Consider the following 22,700-nt stretch of genomic DNA (forward strand, 5'->3'; position numbering starts at 1 on the left):
GAAGGGAGAATGCATATGCTGTGTAAGGATGTAATGGATGTGATCGAAGCGGCTTATCCAAGAGAGTATGCGCTGGATTGGGATAATGTAGGCCTGCTGGTGGGAAGAGATGATAAGGAAGTAAGGCGGATCTATATTGCCCTTGACGCGACGGATGAAGTCATTGACGCGGCAATCGAAAGCCAGGCTGACATGCTGGTGACCCATCACCCTATGATATTCGGCGCATTAAAAAGAATCAATAATCTGGATTTTATAGGAAGCAGGATACTGAAGCTGATCCAAAGCGACATCTCTTACTATGCAATGCATACGAACTATGACGTGCTGGGAATGGCCCGGCTGTCAGGAGAGAAGATGCATCTTTCTAAGACAGAGGTTCTGGAAGCCACCTGCGAGAATGGACCTTCGGATAACGGCGAGGAGGGGATCGGGAGAGTGGCAGATCTGGATCGTCCGGTTACCTTGCGGGAATGCGGCCAGGAGGTGAAGGATTCCTTCCGGTTGGGCTCCGTCAAGATATTTGGAGATCTTGATGCCAGAGTGCGCAGGATCGCCATCTCCCCTGGATCTGGCAAGAGCATGATAAGGGCGGCGCTTGATAAGAAGGCGGATGTCCTTATCACAGGAGATATCGGCCATCATGAAGGAATTGACGCGGTGGCCCAGGGACTGGCAGTCATTGATGCAGGTCACTATGGCATCGAGCATATATTTATGGAAGATATGAGGCAGTATCTGGGCAGTCATCTGACGGATGTGGAGGTGATGGCGGCTCCGATCGTGCATCCATTTACAATCATGTAGCAGGAAAGAAATCAAAGAAAAGAGGCGGTTATAAGATGGAGAAGAAGATGTACAGCGTGCAGATAGGGGATGAAATCCGGCAGTACGAAGCTGGAACTACATACCGCCAGATTGCCGCAGAGCACCAGAAGGACTATGAGGATGATATCGTGCTGGTATTTATCAACGACCGGCTGCAGGAACTGCATAAGACGCTGGAAGGAGACTGCGTCATGCGGTTTGAGACTACCTCCGGGCCAATCGGGCATAAGACCTACAAAAGAAGCATGAGCCTGATGCTGGTAAAAGCGGTCTATGATGTAGCAAACCACGATGATATCGATAAGGTCCGAATCCATTATTCTGTCAGCAAGGGCTACTACTGTACGATTGAGGGGACGATTCGTCTGGATCAGGAATTCCTGGAGCATGTGGAGGCGAGAATGCGCGAGATGGTGGAGATGGATATGCCGATCCATAAGCGGAGTATCCATACGGACGATGCCATCGCCTTATTCGGACAGCACGGGATGCATGACAAGGAGCGACTGTTTGAATACCGGAGGGTATCCAAGGTTAACATATATAGCATGAATGAGTTTGAAGATTATTATTATGGCTATATGGTGCCTAGCGCCGGATATCTTAGATATTTCAAACTCTATCTGTATGATGAAGGGTTTGTGGTGCAGATGCCTACCCAGCAGAACCCGAGAGAGGTGCCTCCATTCGAGCCTCAGAATAAGCTGTTCCATGTACTCAAAGAATCTACCCAGTGGGGCGATATGCAGGGGATAGAGACGGTTGGCGCGCTGAATGGCAAGATTACCAACGGCGACGGATTACAGGTGGTACTGGTTCAGGAGGCGCTGCAGGAGAAGAAGATCGCGGAGATCGCGGCGCAGATTGCCGAACGCAGAGAACGAAAGTTCATATTGATTGCAGGCCCGTCGTCATCAGGAAAGACGACGTTCTCCCACAGGCTGTCCGTCCAGCTTCGGGCCAACGGGCTGGTTCCCCACCCAATCGCGGTGGACAATTATTTTGTGGAACGGGAAGTCAATCCAAGGGATAAGAACGGGGAATATGACTTTGAATGCCTGGAGGCAGTGGATGTAGAACTATTTAACCGGCAGCTTAAGGAACTGCTGGCAGGAAAAGAAGTGGTGATCCCAAGGTTTAATTTTGTGACGGGACATAAGGAATATGGGAGCGACGTTAAGAAACTGGGAGAAAATGACGTGCTGGTGATAGAAGGCATCCATTGCCTGAATCCCAAACTGACGGAGAGTCTGCCGGATGAGAACAAGTTCAAGATATACATCAGCGCCCTGACACAGCTGAACATAGACGAGCACAACCGGATTCCCACCACGGATGGCCGCCTGATACGAAGAATCGTCAGGGATGCCCGCACCCGGGGATCTTCCGCTAAGCGGACGATCAGCATGTGGCCGTCTGTCAGAAGAGGGGAGGAGCGCAACATCTTCCCCTATCAGGAAGAGGCGGACGTTATGTTCAATTCCGCGCTGATCTATGAACTGGCGGTATTGAAGCCTTACGTAGAATCGCTGCTTTTTGGGATTGACCGGGACTGCCCGGAATATCTGGAAGCCAAGAGGCTTCTGAAGTTCCTGGATTATTTTGTGGGAATCGGAAGCGAGAATGTGCCTACCAATTCCCTGCTGCGGGAGTTCATCGGAGGTGGCTGCTTCAATGTATAAGGAATGGGGATGCGTAAGGCATCCCCATTTTTATGCGTCGATATATTTATTTTGATTTGACTTCCCGCCATAGTTCATTGTAGAGGGCGTCGTTTTCATCTCCCAGGAATTTGAAGGTCTCGCAGTTCGCCAGTTCTTCCGGATCTGGGAAGGCTATAGGGCTGTTTCGAAGCGCAGGGTCTTCGATCAGCTGTCTTCCGGCCTCGTTCGGCGTAGAGTAGGTAATGTAGTCAAAGTTCATCTTCGCGATATCCGGGCGGCAGATGAAGTTGATGAATTTCTCGGCATTTTCCTTGTGCTTGGCGTTCTTTGGAATGACCCAGGAATCAATCCACACATTGGAGCCTTCTTTTGGTATTACGTATTCCAGGTTGGGATTCTCCCACTGGGTGTAGATGGCTTCACCGGAGTAGATGACGCCGATGGCGGCCTCATTGCCAATCATCTTGTCTCGCACCTGATCGATAACGTAGGCCTGCACAAGAGGCTTCTGCTTGATCAGCAGTTTCTTGGCCGCCTCCAGTTCATCCAGGTCGGTGGAATTAAGCGAGTAGCCGAGATATTTCAGCGTGACTCCAAACGCGTCGCGCACGCTGTCCTGCATCAGGATATTATCCTTGTATTTCTCATCCCACAGTACGGACCAGCTGTCGATAGGCTCATCCACCATGGTCTTGTTATAGAGGATGCCTACCGTTCCCCAGCAGTATGGCACGGAGTATTTGTTCTCCGGGTCGAACTGCCTGGACTGCTCCATATAAGTATCGCCGATATTCTTGATATTTGGGATGTTGTCAAAATCAATCTCTGCCAGCAGGTCATTTTCTATCATTCTCTGGATCATGTAGTCGGAAGGGCAGACCACGTCATAAGCAATGGCGCCGGACTGGATCTTGGGATACATGATCTCGTTGGTCTCGTATTCCTCATAGACGACCTCGATCCCCGTCTCTTTCTCGAACATGGTGATAGCCTCCGGGTCCAGATATTCTCCCCAATTGTAGACGATCACCTGGTTATCGCCGCCTGTGGCTGCCTTGGAGCCATAGAAGAAGCCGCCCACGATTACCACCACTGCCATCATGACAGGAACGACCTTGCGAAGAAGGAAGCGGCCGGCTTTATGGCGCCTTATGCTTCTGGCGGTAACGGCTTTGTGCTTATCCGGCTTTTCATCCGGCGAGATGTTGACCAGAATGAGCAGCAGGAGCACGGACAGGAAGAGTATGGTGGACAGCGCGTACATTTCCGGCTTGATGCCTTTTCGGACTTCGCTGTATATCTTGGTGGACAGGGTGTCCACTCCAGGGCCCTTGGTAAAATGCGTGATGATAAAGTCATCCAGCGACATGGTAAAGGCCAGCAGGAATCCGGATGATACGCCTGGAAGGATATCCGGGAATACCACCTTGAAGAAGGCATATACCGGAGAAGCCCCCAGGTCCAGGGCCGCCTCGTAAGTGCTTACATTGGTCTGCTTTAGCTTGGGCATGACGCTTAATATCACATAAGGGATATTAAAGGTAATGTGAGCCAGCAGGATGGTGGAGAATCCCAGCGAAAACCGAAATGCGATAAAGAGCAGCATCAGGGAGATGCCGGTCACGATATCCGCATTCAGCATGGGAATGTTGGTAACGCCCATCATGGTGGTACGGAACTTCCGGTGCATGGCCTGGATTCCGATTGCCGCCGCCGTTCCTATGACCGTCGCGATCAGGGCGGACAGAAGAGCGATGATCAGGGTGGTATACAAGGCGTTCATAATCTGCTCGTTCTTGAATAACTCTACGTACCATTTGGTGGTAAATCCTCCCCATTTGGAGCGTGTCTTCGATTTATTGAAAGACAGCACCATCAAGGTTACGATGGGAGCGTACAGAAGCACGAAGATGAGCACCAGGTAAAAACGCTGTAAGAATTTCTTGATCAAAATGCAGTTCCCTCCCCATCTTTATCGTATTTGGCAATCAATGCCATGCTGATGATAATAAAAATCATAAGTACCAGGGACAATCCGCTTCCCACATGCCAGTTGCTTCCCTGCTTGAATTCCTGCTCGATGACATTGCCGATCAGCAGGATCTTGCTTCCGCCAAGCAAATCGGAGATGACGAAGGTGGTCAGCGCAGGCACGAATACCATGGTAATTCCGCTGATGATCCCAGGCACGCTTAAGGGCAGGATGATGCGCAGAAATGTCTGCACATTATTGGCGCCTAAATCCCTCGCGGCCGCTATGACATCCTTGTCGATCTTGGCCAGCACGTTATAGATCGGAAGGACCATGAAGGGCAGGAAGTTATAGACCATGCCCAGGACAATGGCATAAGGCGTATTGATGATCTCCAGGGCAGGAAGGTTCAGGAAATCCAGGATCACATTGATGACCCCGTTCTTCTCCAGAAGATTCTGCCATGCCAGGGTGCGTAGAAGGAAATTCATCCACATGGGCAGGATGAAGATCAGCACGATAAAACTGGACTGGTTAACGCCCAGATTGGACAGGATCATTGCCAGAGGATAGGCCAGGAGCAGGCAGATCACGGTGCTTACAAAGGAAAGCAGGAGGGCAAGCCCCAGGGCTTTCAGGTTCTCTGGCGTCGTAATCTTTGCAATATTCAATAATGTAAAAGCCCCGTCCTTATCGGTCAGCCCATAGTAAAAGATCATAAGGAGAGGGATGATGATAAAGGATACTGACCAGAAGAGATAAGGTCCGGCCAGCAGCCGCTTGAATTTTCTTGTCTTATTCCTCAATTGTAACCGCCTCCGCATCTTCAGACTCAGGTTTCTTCATAATCTGTATATCGAAAGGATCTACCTTGATTCCTACCTCTGTTCCTACCGGGAACATATCGGTGCTGTGTACCAGCCATTCGTAGTTATTGGCCAGTACTTCCATCTCATAATGCACGCCCTTGAAGATCAGATGGGTGACTACGCCTTCCATGATGCCTTCTTCCGGCTTCACCAGATCAATATCCTCCGGCCTTATAACGGCGTCCACCGGCTTGTTGCGTCCAAAGCCTTCATCCACGCAAGGGAAATTGACGCCCAGGATCTTAACCAGCCGGTCTTCTACCATGGTGGCAGGAAGAATGTTGCTCTCGCCGATAAAGTCGGCAACGAAAGCGTTCTGAGGCTCATTGTAAATGTCCTCCGGCGTTCCGATCTGCTGGATGTAGCCCTGATTCATGACTACGATGGTATCGGACATGGTGAGGGCTTCCTCCTGGTCATGGGTAACATACACGAAGGTGATGCCAAGCTCATTCTTCAGGCGGATCAATTCATACTGCATATCCTGGCGCAGCTTTAAGTCCAGAGCGCCCAGCGGCTCGTCAAGAAGAAGAACCTTAGGCTCATTGACGATGGCCCGAGCGATAGCGATACGCTGCTGCTGGCCGCCGCTTAAGGAGTCGGGAGTCCTGTCTTCAAATCCTTCCAGGTTTACCAGCTTCAGGGCATAACGAATCTTGTCATTAATGTAGGACTGGGATTTGCCCTTGATCTTCAGGCCAAATGCGATATTCTGGGCAATGGTCATATTGGTAAAGAGGGCATATTTCTGGAATACGGTGTTGAGTTGCCGCTTGTTGGGGGCCAGTTCCGTAATATTCTTTCCGTCAAAGATGACCTTTCCGGTGTCCGGGGACTCAAAGCCGCCCAGGATCCGAAGAAGGGTGGTCTTTCCACAGCCGCTGGGCCCAAGAAGGGTCAGAAATTCATTTTCACGGATATACAGGTTCAGGTCATCCAGGACCAGGTTATCTCCAAAGGATTTTGAAATATTTACAATATCGATTAATTTGTGTGACATGGTAGTCCTCCCGTATCATTTATTCTTATCTTTAGAAACTGGGCGGCGTGCTGACCCAGATGATGGTGGCGCCAGTACTGTTTGGGGCCTCTATATAATGCTCGGAATGTGGGGTGAAGTAAAAAGATTCTCCTTTTTTGGCAGTGTAGACCTTTTTCCCGATATGGATCTTAACGGTACCTTTTAGCACATATCCGAATTCCTCCCCTTCATGGGGGACATCCCGGTAGGTGGAACCGCCTGGCTTGAGCGTGAGGCGGATAGGCTCCATCATATTCTTCTGGGCGTTTGGGATGATCCACTCGGTCTTATTCAAAAGTTCCGTATCTTCTTTTTCAAAATAATCTTCATAGTGGAAGACGACCTGCTCTTCCGGGTCTTCGCTGAAGAATTCATTGATGGTAGTCCCCAGGCATTGCAGAATGTCGACCAGGGTGGCAATGGAAGGAGAAGTAAGGTCCCGCTCCAGCTGGGAGATGAATCCTTTGGACAGTTCCGCGCGGTCCGCCAGCTCTTCCTGGGTAAGATTCTTGGCAATCCGCAGTTCTCTTAATTTTGGGCCTATTTCCATAAGTACCTCCTTGTTTGCTGCATGACAGTAAAAATAAACATAAAGTTTAGTATTTCTTAACTTGCGTGCAAGGCTCATTATACTATATATTTATAAAAAATCAAGAGATTTTGGGGAAAAAGTTAAAGTCCGGGCGCAGGAGAAGCTGCGTGCCCGGACTGGGATTATTTTTGATAGATTTTCAGAAGGTTCTCCATGGTGCTGGACATGCCGGTCATTAGAAGATCCGCTATGGTGATCGCGGCCATGGATTCCACCACCACCACGGCTCTTGGGACGATGACAGGGTCGTGCCTGCCGGTGATAGAGATGGTGGTTTCCTCGCCTTTTCGGGTTACCGTCTGCTGAGGCTTTGAGATGGAGGGCGTAGGCTTGATGGCCGCCCTTAAGATGATGGGGCTGCCATCGCTTAAGCCGCCCAAGGTTCCGCCGGAATGATTGGTCTTCTTGCAGATATTGCCCTGACAGGTTAAGAAAGCGTCGTTGTTTATGCTTCCCTTAGAGGCGGCGGCCGCAAAGCCGTCGCCAATCTCGACGCCCTTTACCGCGCCGATAGACATCAATGCCCTGGCAAGGCAGGCATCCAGCTTCTGGAAGACGGGATCGCCGATGCCGGCAGGCATGCCGTCGATGCGGCATTCCACGATGCCGCCGGAAGAATCCTGCTCTTTGATGCATTGTTCCAGGTAAACGGACGCTCTTTGTGCATAATCGTCGCTGGGCATGTATAGACTATTATGGACAATGCAATCATAATCATAGGCAGATTCGGGAACCACGATGCTGCCGATCGCCTTGGTGTAGGCTCTTAGATGGATCCCAAGCTGATCCAGCATCTTGGAAGCGATGGCTCCGGCGGCAACCCGCCCGATGGTCTCCCTGCCGGAGGTGCGTCCTCCGCCGCGATAGTCGCGGAATCCGTATTTGGAATCAAAGGTATAGTCGGCATGTCCCGGGCGGTAGCAGTCCTTGATCTTCCCGTAATCCCTGGAACGCTGGTCCTGGTTACGCACCATGAGCGAGATGGGAGTACCGGTGGTGCGCCCTTCGAACACGCCGGAGAGAATCTCCACCTGATCGGATTCGCTGCGTGCAGTGGTATATTTGCTCTGTCCAGGCTTCCTGCGGTCAAGGAATCCCTGGATATCGCCTTCTGAGAGAGGAAGCCCTGCCGGACATCCGTCGACGACGACGCCGATTGCCGGCCCGTGGGATTCCCCCCAGGTAGTCATTGTAAATAAGGTTCCATAAGTTGATCCAGCCATAAGTAAGTCTCCTTCATATATAATAGATATTCTTATTATATTAGAAAGGAGGCAAGCCTGCAATTATAAAATATTCAGGAAATCTTCATTATTTTTTTGTGATTTTTCCTGTACTTTTGCATATATGCATATTATAATGTTAGCGTGTGAAATTTTGAAAGAGGAGTAATATCTATGGGTGATACAGGAAAAAGAGCAGACGAGATTATTGAAGAGACCATGAAAGAAATCTATGACGACCTCAATAGTTCTGATGCTTTTAAAGAAACGGATGATGATTATGAAGATTCCCAGGAAGAAGAAATTAATATGGAAGATGATGATAGCGCTGACGTATCTGATGCTGACGATATTCTTGAGACAGACGGATTCGATGAGTTAGACGAAGAAGGCAGTCTGGAAGAGTATGACGATATAGAAGACGAAGAATTAGAATATGATGAATTGGAAGACGGCGATATGGAAGAGACCGATATAGAGAAGGCGGAAAAGAAAAAGAAGCGCAAGAAGACGGCGGCGATCGTGGCAGGCAGCATTATCGGAGTCCTGGTCCTGATCTATGTGGGATTTGCCATATTCTTCAGCAGCCATTTCATGTTCTTTACGAAGATCAATGGGACGGACTTCTCTCTGAAAAGCGTAAGCCAGGTGGAGGCCTATATGAAGCAGCAGGTGGCGGATTATGTCTTAACGCTTGAAGAATCTGACGGCGGAAGCGAGAAGATCAGCGGCTCTGATATCTCTCTTAAGTATGTTCCGGGCGAACAGCTTGAGAAACTGGCTAAAAAGCAGAATAATTTCCTTTGGATCGCTTCCCTGTGGAATCATCCAAAGATTACAGCAGAGATTGGCGTGGAATATGACAAGGATGCCCTTGCAAAGATAACGGAAGGCCTGGAATGCCTGAAGCCGGAGAACCAGACCGCTTCCGTGGATGCCCATCCGGAATTCCAGAATGACAAGTTCGTAGTGGTTCCAGAAGTGGTAGGCACCCAGATTGATACGGAGAAGTTTAATGAGGCCGTGACCAAAGCCATCAATGGATTCAAGCCGACTTTGGACCTGTCCAAGGCAGGATGCTATATATTGCCAAGGTTTGTATCTGATTCACAGGAAGTCGTAGCGGCTACAGATGCCATGAACAGTTATCTGGGAGCAAACGTTACATATGACTTTAATCCGGCTACGGAAGTGGTGGACGCTTCCGTTATATCCCAGTGGGTAACCGTGGATGCAGATATGAACGTGACTTTTAATGAGGAAGCAGTAAGAGCCTTTATCCAGTCCCTGGCGGATAAGTACGATACCAAGGGCAAGCCCAGGACATTTACGACGGCAACCGGCAATACGGTAACTGTGGAAGGCGGAAGTTATGGATGGAAGATTGATCAGGAGGCAGAGTACAATGCGCTGATCGCTAATATCCAGAATGCGGAGACGGTTACCAGAGAGCCTAATTATGCAAGCCGCGCTGCAAGCCACGAAGGAAATGACGTGGGCAGCACCTACGCCGAGGTGGATCTGTCGAACCAGATGATGTATTTCGTTCAGAACGGCCAGGTAGTACTGCAGTCAGGAATCGTGACCGGGAATCCGAATAAAGGAAACGGAACGCCGCAGGGAGTCTATTCCCTGGCATATAAGGCGCTGGATCAGGTACTGAGAGGAACCAAGAAGCCGGATGGAACCTACGAGTATGAGACGCCGGTGAAGTTCTGGATGCCTTTCAATGGAGGAATCGGCTTCCACGACGCTACATGGCAGTCATCCTTCGGCGGATCCAGGTATCAGACCAATGGCTCTCACGGATGCGTAAACCTGCCTTATGACGTGGCATCCCAGCTTTATAATCTGATCACAGCGGGAACGCCGGTGGTGTGCCATTACTAGACTACGAAGAATATAGAAAAATGAGGATAAGATCATGTATGAATTATTAAAGAAGGATGGTCTTGCCAAAAGAGGAAGATTGCATACAGTACATGGGGTCATTGAGACCCCTGTATTTATGAATGTGGGAACAGTGGCTGCCATAAAGGGAGCCGTCTCGACCACGGATTTACAGGAAATCAAGACACAGGTGGAACTTTCCAACACTTATCATCTGCATGTCCGGCCAGGGGATGAAGTGATAAAGAAACTGGGAGGCCTTCACAAGTTCATGGTCTGGGACAAGCCGATCCTGACGGATTCCGGCGGGTTCCAGGTTTTTTCTCTGGCAGGACTTCGCAGAATCAAGGAAGAGGGGGTATATTTTAACTCCCACATTGACGGCAGGAAGATATTCATGGGCCCGGAAGAGAGCATGCAGATTCAGTCGAATCTGGCCTCTACCATCGCCATGGCCTTCGATGAATGTCCGTCAAGCGTAGCCGAGAAGGGCTATATCGAGAAGTCGGTGGATCGGACGACTCGGTGGCTGATACGCTGCAAGAAAGAGATGGAGCGTCTGAACAGCCTGCCGGATACGATCAATCAGGAGCAGATGCTCTTTGGAATCAATCAGGGAGGCATCTATGAAGATATCCGTATCCGCCATGCCAAGGAGATCGCAGATCTTCATCTGGACGGGTACGCCATTGGAGGGCTTGCTGTCGGCGAGTCCCATGAGGATATGTACCGGATTCTGGACGCTGTCGTGCCGCACCTTCCGCAGAATGCGCCCACTTATCTGATGGGCGTGGGAACGCCAGCCAATATTCTGGAGGCCGTGGACCGGGGCGTAGACTTCTTTGACTGCGTATATCCCAGTAGAAATGGCAGGCATGGCCACGTGTATACCAGCCATGGGAAGTTAAACCTTTACAATGCCAGATACGAGCTGGATGAGCGCCCGATCGAAGAAGGATGCGGCTGTCCTGCCTGCCGCACATATTCAAGAGCCTATATCCGCCATCTGCTGAAGGCAAAAGAGATGCTGGGAATGAGGCTGTGCGTGCTGCATAACCTGTATTTCTACAATTCCATGATGGAAGATATCCGCCAGGCAATTGAAGAAGGACGGTATCAGGAGTATAAAAAAGAGAAGCTGGAAGGGCTTATATCCGGTAGGGAATAAATGTAAAATTTACATGAATTATACAAAATGACTTGATGAATGCGGCATTATTGTGTATGATAGCAATAGTGTTTAATGAGATTTAGGAGGAATTAGTATGTACACATTAGCAGCACAGAGTTCAGGAGGAAGTTGGGCATTACTGATTGTAGTATATGCAGTAATCTTTGGCGGTTTCTGGTTTATCTTTATAAGGCCACAGAAGAAAGAACAGAAGAGAGTTCAGTCCATGATTTCTGAGATGGAAGTAGGGGATACCGTTCTTACGACCAGCGGTTTTTATGGAGTTATAATCGATATCAGCGATGATGATGTTATCGTAGAATTCGGAAGCAACCGGAATTGCCGTATTCCGATGCAGAAAGCAGCGATCGCTCAGGTAGAGAAGGCTTCTGCCGAGTAAGAATCGCATGATAGAAGAGAATCCTGACAGGGAGACGTTTTTAAGACGTCTCCTTTTTTATTGAAACCTTACATCGTCTGTAAGTATGATTCGGTACGGCCATTTGCTATAATAAAAACAAAGAAAGGCAAGGGGGAGAAACGATGGATTGGAACAAGATACTTCAGGTCAAGAATGTCACCAAGAATTACGGGAAGGGCGAGAGCAGGACGGCAGCGCTTCGGGGCATCAGCTTTGACGTGCTGGAGGGAGAGTTTCTTGGGATCATGGGAGACAGCGGTTCCGGGAAGACCACGCTTTTAAACTGCATAGCCACCATGACCAGGCCCACGTCAGGAGAAATACTGCTAAACGGCGAGGATATCTCTGCCTTCAAGGGAGCCAGGCTTGCAAAATACAGGGGAGGAAAGATCGGCTATCTGTATCAGGAATTTGAACTTTTGGATAACCTGACGGCGAGAGAGAATATGGTGCTGCCGTTGGCGCTTCATGGAATCACGCAAAAGCAGGCGCAGGGGAGTCTTATGGAACTGGCGGGCCGGTTGGACATTGTTCCAGTGCTGGACCGGTTCCCTTCTCAGATGTCCGGAGGACAGAAGCAGCGCGTGGCGGCTGCCAGAGCGCTGATCACGCAGCCGGAGATCCTGCTGGCGGATGAGCCTACTGGAGCCCTGGACAGCCGCAATTCGAAGATTCTGCTGGATAAGATGGCGATTATCAACCGGGAGCAGAAGAAGACGATCATGATGGTGACCCATGATGCCAATGCGGCAAGCTACTGTACCAGGATTCTGTTCATACAGGATGGCCGCCTGTTCCACGAACTCAGAAGGAATCCCCGCAAAGAGGATCGCGAATCTTTCTATGAGAGGATCGTGGCAGTCATGGCCCAGCTGGGAGGAGGAAACGCAAATGTTCTTTAGGCAGATTCGGCGAAGCGCCGCAAAGAACCGGAAGAATAACAGCCTGTTTTTTGGAACTCTGGTGGCTGCGATCGTAGCCTTCTATACTTTGCTCTCACTTGAAAGCCAGGATGTCATTCGCTTCCTCAAGACGTTGGAAAGCGATGCGATAGAGAGGCTGATGCTGCTGATTCCTGTCGTATATGCAGTATCCTTGTTCTTCGTATTTTTCCTGGTCTACTTCGCGTACCGCTATCAGATGGATGGGCGAAGGAAAGAATTCGGCCTTTACCTGATGCTGGGGATGGGCCGTGGCAGGCTGTTTGCCATGCTTATGGGAGAGACGCTGTGGAACAGCCTGGTCTCTATCCTGACCGGTCTTCCGATAGCCTTGCTTCTTACAGAAGGAATCAGCCTGGCGACAGCCAAGGTGATCGGGCTTGGCATCGTCGGGCATGAGATATCCCTGTCCTTCCCTGCCGTGCTGTGGACCGTGGCAGGATTCATCCTTGTGCAGTGTATCGCAATGCTGGCCTTGTGCGCCCAGTACAGCCGAAAAGAGCCAATGGAGCTGATGCAGGCAGTCGGGCCAGAACGGCAGGCAGCGGCGGGCGAAAAGAGGAGGAAAGCCAGCCTGATTCTTGGGCTCCTTCTTCTTTTGATGGCTTACGGGGCAGGGATCCTGCTTCTTCGTGGCCTTGGCCTGCCAGTGATCGCGCTGATCTTTCTGCTTGGAGGAAGCGGAACTTTCCTGGTGTTTCAAGGCATTGGATCCTTGATTGGAGAGCGCATACAAAGAAAGGGGCCCAGCCAGCCCGGCCTTTATACCTTTACTGGCAGACAGATCCAGGAAAGCGTGGTAGATCAGTATAAGGCATTGGCTGTAGCCTCGCTGTTGCTTCTGCTGGCGCTTGCGTGCATCTCCTTTGGCATTGGCATGGCGGCAGGAAGAGGCTCGGGCGAGACAAGGACGGCGGACTTCTCGGTCAAGGGGACAGAGGCTGAGATTCAGGAAGGCATCCGAAGGCTTGACGATCCGTCCATGATAGCGGGGTATTATCCGATGTATCTCGGACATATGGATATAGATGCGCATGCATATTCCTTAAAAGGCCTGCAGGAAGCGATCCTGAAGCAGCCAGATAGTACGCAGAAAAGCAGCCTTCAGGATCATCTGGGGTATGGACTGGAATATGTCATATCCGAGGCCAGTTATAACCAGCTGCGCGCCTCCATAGGAAAAGATCCCATAGAACTGGGACCGGATGGGATTGGGCTGTATACATCCATGAAGGATGACCGGGCATTTACAGACCTTCTGGAACACACGTTAAAGAGCAGGCCCGAAGTGAGCGTCGACGGGCAGGATTACAGGCTGGTTCCAGAACTTTACAGCGATAATGTGGTAGCGGACAGGGAAATTATGCTCTATATAGCCTTTATCGTGCCGGATGAGAAGTATCTGGCCTGGACCAAAGACGGGCAGGAGCCCTTCTGCTGGAATATGACGGTGAGCCAGGAGGCCGTAGATGAGCTAGGGCTTATGCAGGCAATTCAGAAGGTGGATGAAAGACTTTCCTCTACCGGACTGGAATATGAAAGCTATCTCAGCGGGATCGGCAGGAACCTGTTCTATACAGTGGCATCCAGTTATCTGTCCATCTATCTCGGCGTGCTGTTCCTGCTGATCTCCAATACGGTTATCGGCCTTAAGTATCTGATGCAGCAGCATGCGTGCAGGCAGCGGTACCGGACGCTGCTCATGCTGGGGGCAGGGACAGGGGAACTGTGCAGGTGCGCGGGGCGCCAGATTGGCATCTTTTTCCTGCTGGCCATTGGCGTGGCGGCCATCAACTCCATTTTTGCAGTGTGGTCCATGTTTGGCAGTTTTATGAGGCTGCCGGCGGGGACGGCTGCTTCCAAAGTTTTTTTGATGGCAGGGGTTGCATTTCTACTGTTTCTTGTGTTTGAATGGATCTATATCCATGTTGTCATAAGCGCCAGCCACCGGGAGATACGGACGCTTCGGGCAACAGACGGGAGGAATGCCTTGTGAGCAGGATTATAGTAGTGGAAGATGACAGATATCTGAGAGAAGAATTGGTAACGACATTTGAAAGGAAGGGATACTCGGCATGGGGTATCTCTTCCTTTGATGAGGCAGAAAAGGAAATCCTTGCGTACGCCCCGGATCTGGCGGTGCTGGATCTCAACCTGCCTGGAAGGTCCGGATTCGAGCTTTGCAGGCGGCTGAAGGCAAGGGCGGCATTTCCTATTCTGATTTTGACGGCCCGGGATGCCCTGGCAGATGAGCTGCATGCGTTGGGACTTGGGGCAGACGACTTTCTTACGAAGCCGTGCCATCCTGACCGGCTAATAGCCCGTGTGGCCCGCCTGATAAAGACCTATGGAAGAGTGCACGATTCCTTGCAGGCAGGGAGCCTCATCCTGGATCTGGACGCAGGCAGGGCGGCCTTTAAGGACAGGCATACGGATCTGACGGAGACAGAAGGAAAGATTCTTAAGATGCTGATGGAATATTATCCACAGACGGTTCCAAAAGAAGAATTATTCGAAAGGCTGTGGGGCGGCAGCGAATATGTGGATGACAATATCCTGCAAGTGAATATGGCAAGGCTTCGAAAGAGCATGGATCACATCGGCTTGCGGGAGGCGATCCGCACGGTGCGCGCCCGGGGCTATCGGCTGGAGGTGGAAAGATATGAGGGAGAATAGATGGAAGATCAGGCAGGAACTGCCGTGGATCATTCTGGTGGCTGCAAGCGAAGGCTTCTTTACCTTCGTACTATGGCTGACCGCGCCGGATGCCTTCGGAAGCATCGCTGTGATGGCTGCCATCTTTGCCGTGCTGGTCATCACTTCCGGGTGCATCATAGGGAAGAAGCGGCAGGAAAGGCAGATGGATGCGCTGCAGGCATGCCGCGAAGAACTGGAAGAAGCGGCAAGGAACTGTCAGAAGCAGGAAATGCAGGACTATCAGGAGTATATCGAGGCATGGACGCATGAAGTCAAGACGCCGCTATCCCTGGCTACGCTGGTGCTTAATAACCACAGGGAAGAGATGTCTCCCTATGTCTATGACCGGATGGCTCATGTCCATCATGCCATCAGCGGCAATGTGGACAGAATCCTGTACTATGCAAGGCTTCAGGCGGATCATGTGGATTATAAGTTCGAGAGGCTGGATCTGGAGACTTGCGTCAGAGAGAGTCTGGATGAGTTCCTTCCCATCGCAAAGGAACGGGGAATTGACGTAAAGACTGATATTGCGTGCATAGAAGTGATAAGCGACCGGAAGGTGCTTGCCTTCATGCTTGCGCAGATCTTCAGCAATGCTCTCAAGTATGCAGACCAGGAATCCGGCCGGGTAAGCGTGGCTGGCTGGATGGATGCCAAGGAGGAAGGCAAGGCACATCTGAAAGTCAGGGACAACGGAAATGGCGTGCCTTATGAGGATCTTCCCTTTATCTTCGATAAGGGATTTACCGGGCATAGGACAGACTTCCGGAATTCTACAGGCATGGGACTTTATTTTGTAAAGAAGTATGCGGAAAAACTGGCAATCCAGGTGAAGATCGACGAGGCATCTACGTCTGACAGGGGATTTGGGATTGAATTGATTTTATAAAGTAATATTTTCCTTGAAAACAGGAATACTTACAATATGTATTCCAAATATTTCAAGGAAGGGAGAACTGTTATGAAATTAAAGAGAATCCTGGCGGCAGGACTGATATTGTCTATGACCGCCGGCATGGCTATGACCGGATGCGGAAAGAAGGAGGAAGGAAAAGCATCCGTCTATTACCTGAACTTTAAGCCGGAGGTGGCAAAACAGTGGGAAGAGATCGCGAAAGAGTATAAGAAAGAAACCGGGGTAGAGGTAAAGGTGGTGACAGCTGCCTCCGGCACTTATGAATCAACGCTTAAGTCCGAGGTCGCCAAGAAGAATCCGCCGACCCTGTTTCAGGTAAACGGACCCATCGGCTATCATAACTGGAAAGATTACTGCCTGGATCTGGCAGATACGGAAGTCTATAATAATCTGACAGACAAGGATATGGCGATCCGTGGCGTGGATGGCAAGGGCGTCTATGGAATTCCATACGTGGTAGAGGGATATGGCATCATTTATAACGATGCGATCATGAAGAAGTATTTTGCACTGCCGCAAAAGGCGGTAGAGATCGGTTCAGCAGAAGAGATTAAAGATTTTGAAACATTGAAAGCTGTAGTGGAAGATATGACCAGGCATAAGGACGAACTGGGCATTGAAGGCGTATTCTCCTCCACTTCTTTTGCGGCAGGGGAGGATTGGAGATGGCAGACCCATCTTGCCAACGTTCCGATCTACTACGAGTATCAGGAAAGCGGCGTGACAGACAAAGAGAAGATTGACTTTACCTACAACAAGAACTTTCAGAATATCTTCGATCTGTACCTGAATAACTCTTGTACGGAACCTGGACTTGTAGGCTCCAAGACGGTGGAAGACTCCATGGCGGAATTCGCCCTTGGCAAATCAGCCATGGTCCAGAACGGTAACTGGGGATGGGGACAAGTCTCTGACGTTAAAGGCAATGTCGTAAAGGAAGAGGATGTAAAATTCCTTCCAATCTATACAGGAATGGATGAGGATGCAAAACAGGGCCTGTGCATCGGCACAGAGAACTTCTGGTGCGTCAACAGCAAGGTGGATGAAGCCAAGAGGCAGGCTGCCATTGAATTCCTGAATTGGCTGACCAATGAGGAGAAGGGCAAGAAGGAAATGGTCAAGCTTGGATTCATTTCCCCATTTAAGACGTTTGGCGAGGATGAGCAGCCGGATGATCCGCTGGCAAAAGAAGTGGTCAGATATATGAATGACAATGGACTTGAAACCATATCCTGGAATTTCACCTCATTTCCAAGCCAGACCTTCAAGGATAATTTCGGCGCGTCCCTGCTGGAATACGCTCAGGGAAGCAAGGAATGGAAAGCGGTGGTATCTGATATGAAAAAGGACTGGGCTGCGGAAAAAGCCAATTCATCGGACGGTGAATAGGGAAGGAGCAAGTTATGCAGAAGACCTTAAAGAGATATTTTCCTATTTTCGTGCTTCCGACCCTGCTGGCATTTGCGGTCGCGTTCCTGATTCCGTTCATAATGGGAATCTATCTGTCGTTCTGTAACTTTACAACCGTGATCGATGCAAGATTCACAGGCATCAGCAATTATGCCAGGATGTTCTCAAACCAGGACTTCCTGTCAGCGTTGTCCTTTACGGCAAGATTTACAGTTGTTTCAGTCATCCTGATCAATGCAGGCGCTTTTCTTCTGGCGCTTGCGCTTACAAAAGGAATCAAAGGAACCAATCTTTACCGAACCGTATTCTTTATGCCCAATCTGATCGGCGGCATCGTGCTGGGATATATCTGGCAGCTGATCATCAACGCGGTGCTTCTGCGATCCGGGGTTACCATAACCACCAGCGCAAAGTACGGCTTCTGGGGGCTGGTGATCCTCATGGGCTGGCAGATGATCGGATATATGATGATCATCTATATCGCTGGTATCCAGAACATTTCCACAGAACTGATGGAAGCGGCAAAGATAGACGGGGCTACGAATCTTCAGATATTGGGAAAGATTACGATCCCGCTGGTCATGCCCTCCATCACCATCTGCCTGTTCCTGACGCTTACCAACTCCTTCAAGCTGTTTGACCAGAATCTGGCGCTGACGGCCGGACTGCCAGGGAGGCAGACGCAGATGCTGGCGCTTGACATCTACAATACCTTTTATGGCAGAACCGGCTGGGAAGGCGTAGGGCAGGCCAAGGCAGTGGTATTCTTCGTGATGGTCGCGGCGATCGCGCTGCTGCAGCTTTATTTTACCAGACGCAGGGAGGTGGAGAACTGATGGGAAGGCCAAAAGCAAAGAAAGAGGAGGACGTAAGCGAACTGTCCCGGAGAGCAGGCGTGACGCTGACCGTGGGTATCGGAATTCTGGCGGTGATTTTCCTGCTGCCCATTCTGGTGGTGCTGCAGAATTCATTTAAAAGCAAGCTGTATATCAGTAATGACCCCTTTGCCCTGCCGATTGGCGATCTGTTTGCAGGGCTTGAGAATTACGCGGGAGGGATAGAAAAGACCGGATTTTTGTCCGCATTCGGGTATTCCTTATTCATCACGGTGTTTTCGGTAGCCCTCATCATCCTGTGTACTTCGATGACCGCCTGGTATATCGTGAGGGTTAAGAATCGCTTTACCACGGCGCTCTATTATCTGTTCGTCTTCGCGATGATCGTGCCCTTCCAGATGGTGATGTTTACGATGACGAAGATTGCCAACATGCTGTATCTGGATAATCCGGTGGGAATCATATTCCTGTACCTAGGGTTTGGCTGCGGCCTTTCGGTATTTATGTTCTGCGGATTTATCAAATCCATCCCGCTGGAGATAGAAGAGGCGGCGATGATTGACGGCTGCGCGCCTCTTCAGACATTTTTCAGGATCGTGCTTCCGATATTGAAGCCGACGGTGATCACCATCGCCATCCTAAATGCCATGTGGATCTGGAACGACTACCTGCTTCCTTATCTGGTCATTGGCAGCGACTATAAGACGATCCCCATCGCGGTCCAATATCTGAGGGGCGGGTATGGCTCCGTTGATATGGGCGCCATGATGGCAATGCTGGTCCTGGCCATTCTTCCAATCATCATCTTCTATCTGCTCAGCCAGAAGCATATCATTAAGGGTGTTGCCGCGGGGGCGGTAAAGGGATAGTGGAAAAAAACCTGGATTTGTGGTAGAGTGTAGAGGAAATGGCAAAAGGAGGAAGATTATGTTAGAAAATGAATTGACAGCCTTGGTGCAGACAAAATTAAATAAAGAGATGAAAGATGCAAGCGATAGGGAACTATATTATGTCCTGCTTGCCTATACGAAAGAAAGACTGAAAGAGACGCCGGTGATTGAGGGCGATAAGAAATTATACTATATTTCCGCGGAATTCCTGATTGGGAAGCTTCTGTCTAATAACCTGATTAATCTTGGCATCTATGAAGAGGTGGAGGAAGTCCTGAAGAAAAATGGCAGGGAACTATCCCGGATTGAGGAAGTGGAGCCGGAACCGTCCCTTGGAAACGGCGGACTAGGAAGACTTGCTGCCTGTTTCCTGGATTCCATCGCTACTTTGGGCCTTGCCGGCGACGGAATTGGCCTAAACTACCATATGGGCCTGTTCCGCCAGGTGTTTCAGGGCCATAAGCAGAAGGAAGTGCCAAATCCCTGGATAGAGCCTGAGAGCTGGCTTACGGATACGGGAATTAGTTTCGAAGTGCCATTCCGTGATTTTACCCTGACATCCAGACTGTATGACATTGATGTTGCCGGCTATGAGAATGGGAAGAACAAGCTGCACCTTTTTGATGTGGAAGGCGTGGATGAGAGCATCATCGGGGATGGCATCAACTTTGACAAGCATAATATCGGCAAGAACCTGACGCTCTTTCTGTACCCGGATGACAGCGACAAGGCAGGCAACCTCCTTCGGATCTACCAGCAGTACTTTATGGTATCCAATGCAGCCCAGCTGATCTTGAAGGAATGCAAGGATAAGGGATATGACCTTCGCCGGCTGCATGAGCATGTGGCAATCCAGATCAATGACACCCACCCGTCCATGGTGATCCCGGAACTGATCCGGCTGCTGGTGCAGAATCAGATCGACTTTAATGAAGCCATCGAGATCGTGCAGAAGACCTGTGCGTATACGAACCATACGATCCTGGCAGAAGCGCTGGAGAAATGGCCGCTGGATTACCTGGAGCAGGTAGCGCCGCAGATCGTGCCGATTATCAAGGATCTGGATATGCGCGTCAAGGGAAGATACCAGGATCCAAGGGTTGCCATTATAGATGAGCAGAACCGCGTCCACATGGCACATATGGACATCCACTTCGGGCACAGCGTCAACGGAGTTGCGGCTCTTCATACAGAGATACTGAAGAATTCCGAATTGAAGCATTTCTATGATATCTATCCGCAGAAGTTTAACAACAAGACGAACGGCATTACCTTCCGAAGGTGGCTTCTGCACTGCAATAAGGAACTGGTGCGCTGGATCAGCGGGTATGTGGAGGAAGACTTCCGAAAAGATGCCAACAAGCTGGAGAAACTGCTGCGCCACATCGACAGCGAGATCGCATTAGAGAAGCTCCTGGATGTGAAGCACCAGAAGAAAGTGCAGCTGGCAGAATATTTAAAAGAGACGCAGAGGCTGGAACTGAACCCGGATTCTATCTTCGACATCCAGATCAAGCGCCTGCATGAGTATAAGCGGCAGCAGATGAATGCCCTGTATGTGATCTATAAATATATGGAAATAAAGGCCGGAAAGAAGCCGCAGATACCGATTACCATGATCTTCGGGGCAAAGGCAGCGCCGGCATATACCATCGCAAAGGATATTATCCATCTGATCCTGTGCCTGCAGGAACTGGTAGATCATGATCCGGATGTGGCGCCATACCTCAAGGTAGTCATGGTGGAAAATTATAATGTAACCATGGCAGAGCATCTGATACCTGCCTGTGATATCTCCGAGCAGATATCCCTGGCTTCCAAGGAAGCATCCGGAACGGGCAATATGAAGTTCATGCTGAACGGGGCGGTAACGCTTGGAACGGAAGATGGGGCCAATGTGGAGATCCACGAACTGGTGGGCGATGACAACATCTATATCTTCGGCGAGTCCAGCCAGCAGGTCATTGACCATTATGCGAACCGGGACTACCGGGCAGTGGATTACTATATTCATGACGAGCAGATTCGCTCCCTGATCAACTTCATTATCAGCCCGGAGATGATGAAGATCGGCGATCCTTACCATCTGCTTCAGATTCATGCGGAACTGATCCAGAAGGACTGGTTCATGGCGCTTCTGGACCTGAAGGACTATATTGCCACCAAGAACCGCGCATACGAAGATTATGCGGACCGCAAGGCATGGAGCAAGAAGATGCTGACCAACATCGCGATGGCAGGATACTTCTCCTCCGACCGGACGATAGCGGAATACAATAAAGATATCTGGCATCTGAAATAATTTGAAATAGCAAGAATGTGGGCAGCGTGATTCGTCTTGAATCACGCTGCCCCTGTGCTTTTATAGATGGTTTAATCAAATTTTTCATAGGATACCAATTGGCTCAATGGGATACGTGCTGCCAGATGGCGTTCTGGGTCTGCCGGCGTTTCATTGGCATAGCCGACAGCCAGGATATTGATTGGCTCAAGAGAATCCGGCAGTTGAAATTCTTCTTTTATAATGTCTGGCTTGAAGAAACATATCCATACAGAACCCAGGCCAAGTTCCGTAGCTTCCAGCATCATGTGGTCTGTCAAAATAGAAGCATCGATATCCGTAGTTTTTTTGCCGTCAAAAGGACGTTTCCATGCCTTCGAATGGTCGGCGCAGACAAGGATCGCTAAAGGCGCCCCATGTAGATTGGCGGCCTTGGAAATCTTTTTTAACCCCTCTTCTTCTTGTACGACCAGCAAGCGCACGGGCTGCAGATTGGCGGCGGTAGGCGCTACATGTGCTGCATTTAAAATTTGATCAAGTTTTTCTGCCTCTACTTTCTTATCTGTATATTTCCTTACGGAATAGCGTGTTTTTGCAATATCCAAAAAATTCATAAAAAATCCTCCTTGATTTGTCGTTGTGTATCAGGTTAACCTATACTATAATTATACCTGCAATAGAGTATACGACAAGAACGCACTATTAAGTTATATACTACCTAAAAAGAAAGTATGGTGATTGGATGAATAGGAAATGCGGTGAATTTACTTGTCCTGTCGAAGCTACGATCCAGCTGATCGGCGGCAAGTATAAATCGGTCATTCTGTGGCATTTAATGGGGAAGACATTGCGTTATAGCGAGATTCACAAGTTAATGCCTAAGGCGACTGATAAGATGCTGGCCCAGCAGCTCCGTGAATTAGAAAAGGATGGACTGATAAATCGAAAGGTATATCCTGTCGTACCGCCAAAAACAGAGTATTCGCTTACGGATTTTGGCAATACCCTCTCGCCGATACTGGTCGAAATGTGTAATTGGGGCAAACAGTATTTGGACTATCAATAAATGCTATAA

20 protein-coding genes are annotated in these 22,700 nt (G+C 49.8%); 14 read left to right on the plus strand and 6 right to left on the minus strand.

The genetic code is table 11. The features are described from left to right. Window positions 1–15 precede the first annotated feature (15 nt). Complete coding sequence (locus tag K0036_RS08630) at window positions 16–807, plus strand: Nif3-like dinuclear metal center hexameric protein (protein WP_220431291.1); 792 nt, start codon at window positions 16–18, stop codon at window positions 805–807. A gap of 35 nt (window positions 808–842) precedes the next feature. Continuing rightward, window positions 843–2,510, plus strand: coding sequence for a nucleoside kinase (locus tag K0036_RS08635; protein ID WP_220431162.1), 1,668 nt, complete (start codon window positions 843–845; stop codon window positions 2,508–2,510). 46 nt (window positions 2,511–2,556) lie between these two features. On the opposite strand, the gene K0036_RS08640 is transcribed toward K0036_RS08635, so the two are convergent. From K0036_RS08640 to aroC, 5 genes are all read right to left on the minus strand, one after another. Next, window positions 2,557–4,443 (minus strand): extracellular solute-binding protein, encoded by a 1,887-nt coding sequence (locus K0036_RS08640; RefSeq protein WP_220431163.1) that lies wholly within the window; start codon window positions 4,441–4,443, stop codon window positions 2,557–2,559. Next, complete coding sequence (locus K0036_RS08645; protein ID WP_044942197.1) at window positions 4,440–5,288, minus strand: ABC transporter permease; 849 nt, start codon at window positions 5,286–5,288, stop codon at window positions 4,440–4,442. Before K0036_RS08645 ends, K0036_RS08640 begins: the two co-directional genes overlap by 4 nt. Further along, the gene (locus K0036_RS08650) at window positions 5,260–6,333 is read right to left on the minus strand and encodes an ABC transporter ATP-binding protein (RefSeq protein WP_025643634.1); all 1,074 of its coding nucleotides are present in this window, start codon (window positions 6,331–6,333) and stop codon (window positions 5,260–5,262) included. The genes K0036_RS08645 and K0036_RS08650 overlap by 29 nt, the downstream gene beginning before the upstream one ends. Before the next feature lie 31 nt (window positions 6,334–6,364). Beyond that, a complete protein-coding gene (locus K0036_RS08655) occupies window positions 6,365–6,904 on the minus strand; it encodes a helix-turn-helix domain-containing protein (RefSeq protein WP_004606290.1) in 540 nt (179 codons plus the stop codon). Window positions 6,905–7,068: 164 nt separating this feature from the next. Then, a complete protein-coding gene (aroC, locus tag K0036_RS08660; RefSeq protein WP_220431164.1) occupies window positions 7,069–8,169 on the minus strand; it encodes a chorismate synthase in 1,101 nt (366 codons plus the stop codon). 174 nt (window positions 8,170–8,343) lie between these two features. Between aroC and K0036_RS08665 the strand changes: the two genes are divergently transcribed. From K0036_RS08665 to K0036_RS08715, 11 genes are all read left to right on the plus strand, one after another. Further along, complete coding sequence (locus tag K0036_RS08665) at window positions 8,344–10,059, plus strand: L,D-transpeptidase family protein (RefSeq protein WP_173693234.1); 1,716 nt, start codon at window positions 8,344–8,346, stop codon at window positions 10,057–10,059. 34 nt (window positions 10,060–10,093) lie between these two features. Beyond that, a complete protein-coding gene (gene tgt, locus K0036_RS08670) occupies window positions 10,094–11,227 on the plus strand; it encodes a tRNA guanosine(34) transglycosylase Tgt (protein ID WP_220431165.1) in 1,134 nt (377 codons plus the stop codon). A 97-nt stretch (window positions 11,228–11,324) separates the two neighbouring features. Beyond that, window positions 11,325–11,630: a preprotein translocase subunit YajC gene (gene yajC / locus K0036_RS08675; protein ID WP_025643627.1), complete on the plus strand. Its 306-nt coding sequence runs from the start codon at window positions 11,325–11,327 to the stop codon at window positions 11,628–11,630. Between the two features lie 143 nt (window positions 11,631–11,773). Next, window positions 11,774–12,553, plus strand: coding sequence for an ABC transporter ATP-binding protein (locus K0036_RS08680; RefSeq protein WP_220431166.1), 780 nt, complete (start codon window positions 11,774–11,776; stop codon window positions 12,551–12,553). Then, a complete protein-coding gene (locus K0036_RS08685; protein ID WP_220431167.1) occupies window positions 12,543–14,588 on the plus strand; it encodes an FtsX-like permease family protein in 2,046 nt (681 codons plus the stop codon). The genes K0036_RS08680 and K0036_RS08685 overlap by 11 nt, the downstream gene beginning before the upstream one ends. After that, window positions 14,585–15,268 (plus strand): response regulator transcription factor, encoded by a 684-nt coding sequence (locus K0036_RS08690; protein WP_220431168.1) that lies wholly within the window; start codon window positions 14,585–14,587, stop codon window positions 15,266–15,268. The genes K0036_RS08685 and K0036_RS08690 overlap by 4 nt, the downstream gene beginning before the upstream one ends. After that, window positions 15,255–16,181, plus strand: coding sequence for a sensor histidine kinase (locus tag K0036_RS08695; protein WP_220431169.1), 927 nt, complete (start codon window positions 15,255–15,257; stop codon window positions 16,179–16,181). Before K0036_RS08690 ends, K0036_RS08695 begins: the two co-directional genes overlap by 14 nt. 72 nt (window positions 16,182–16,253) lie before the next feature. Further along, complete coding sequence (locus tag K0036_RS08700; protein ID WP_025643622.1) at window positions 16,254–17,597, plus strand: ABC transporter substrate-binding protein; 1,344 nt, start codon at window positions 16,254–16,256, stop codon at window positions 17,595–17,597. A gap of 14 nt (window positions 17,598–17,611) precedes the next feature. Next, a complete protein-coding gene (locus K0036_RS08705) occupies window positions 17,612–18,454 on the plus strand; it encodes a carbohydrate ABC transporter permease (protein WP_025643621.1) in 843 nt (280 codons plus the stop codon). After that, window positions 18,454–19,323, plus strand: a complete 870-nt coding sequence (locus tag K0036_RS08710; RefSeq protein WP_025643619.1) for a carbohydrate ABC transporter permease — start codon at window positions 18,454–18,456, stop codon at window positions 19,321–19,323. Before K0036_RS08705 ends, K0036_RS08710 begins: the two co-directional genes overlap by 1 nt. A 58-nt stretch (window positions 19,324–19,381) precedes the next feature. Beyond that, window positions 19,382–21,646, plus strand: a complete 2,265-nt coding sequence (locus K0036_RS08715; protein ID WP_220431170.1) for a glycogen/starch/alpha-glucan phosphorylase — start codon at window positions 19,382–19,384, stop codon at window positions 21,644–21,646. Between the two features lie 71 nt (window positions 21,647–21,717). Here the strand turns inward: K0036_RS08715 and K0036_RS08720 are convergent, their stop codons facing one another. After that, a complete protein-coding gene (locus K0036_RS08720; protein ID WP_173693241.1) occupies window positions 21,718–22,239 on the minus strand; it encodes a nitroreductase family protein in 522 nt (173 codons plus the stop codon). Between the two features lie 128 nt (window positions 22,240–22,367). Here K0036_RS08720 and K0036_RS08725 point away from each other — a divergent pair, with 128 nt between their 5' ends. Further along, window positions 22,368–22,691, plus strand: a complete 324-nt coding sequence (locus tag K0036_RS08725; protein WP_025643615.1) for a winged helix-turn-helix transcriptional regulator — start codon at window positions 22,368–22,370, stop codon at window positions 22,689–22,691. Window positions 22,692–22,700: the final 9 nt, after the last annotated feature.

Origin of the sequence: [Clostridium] scindens (assembly GCF_019597925.1) — a bacterium.
Lineage (GTDB): Bacteria > Bacillota > Clostridia > Lachnospirales > Lachnospiraceae > Clostridium_AP.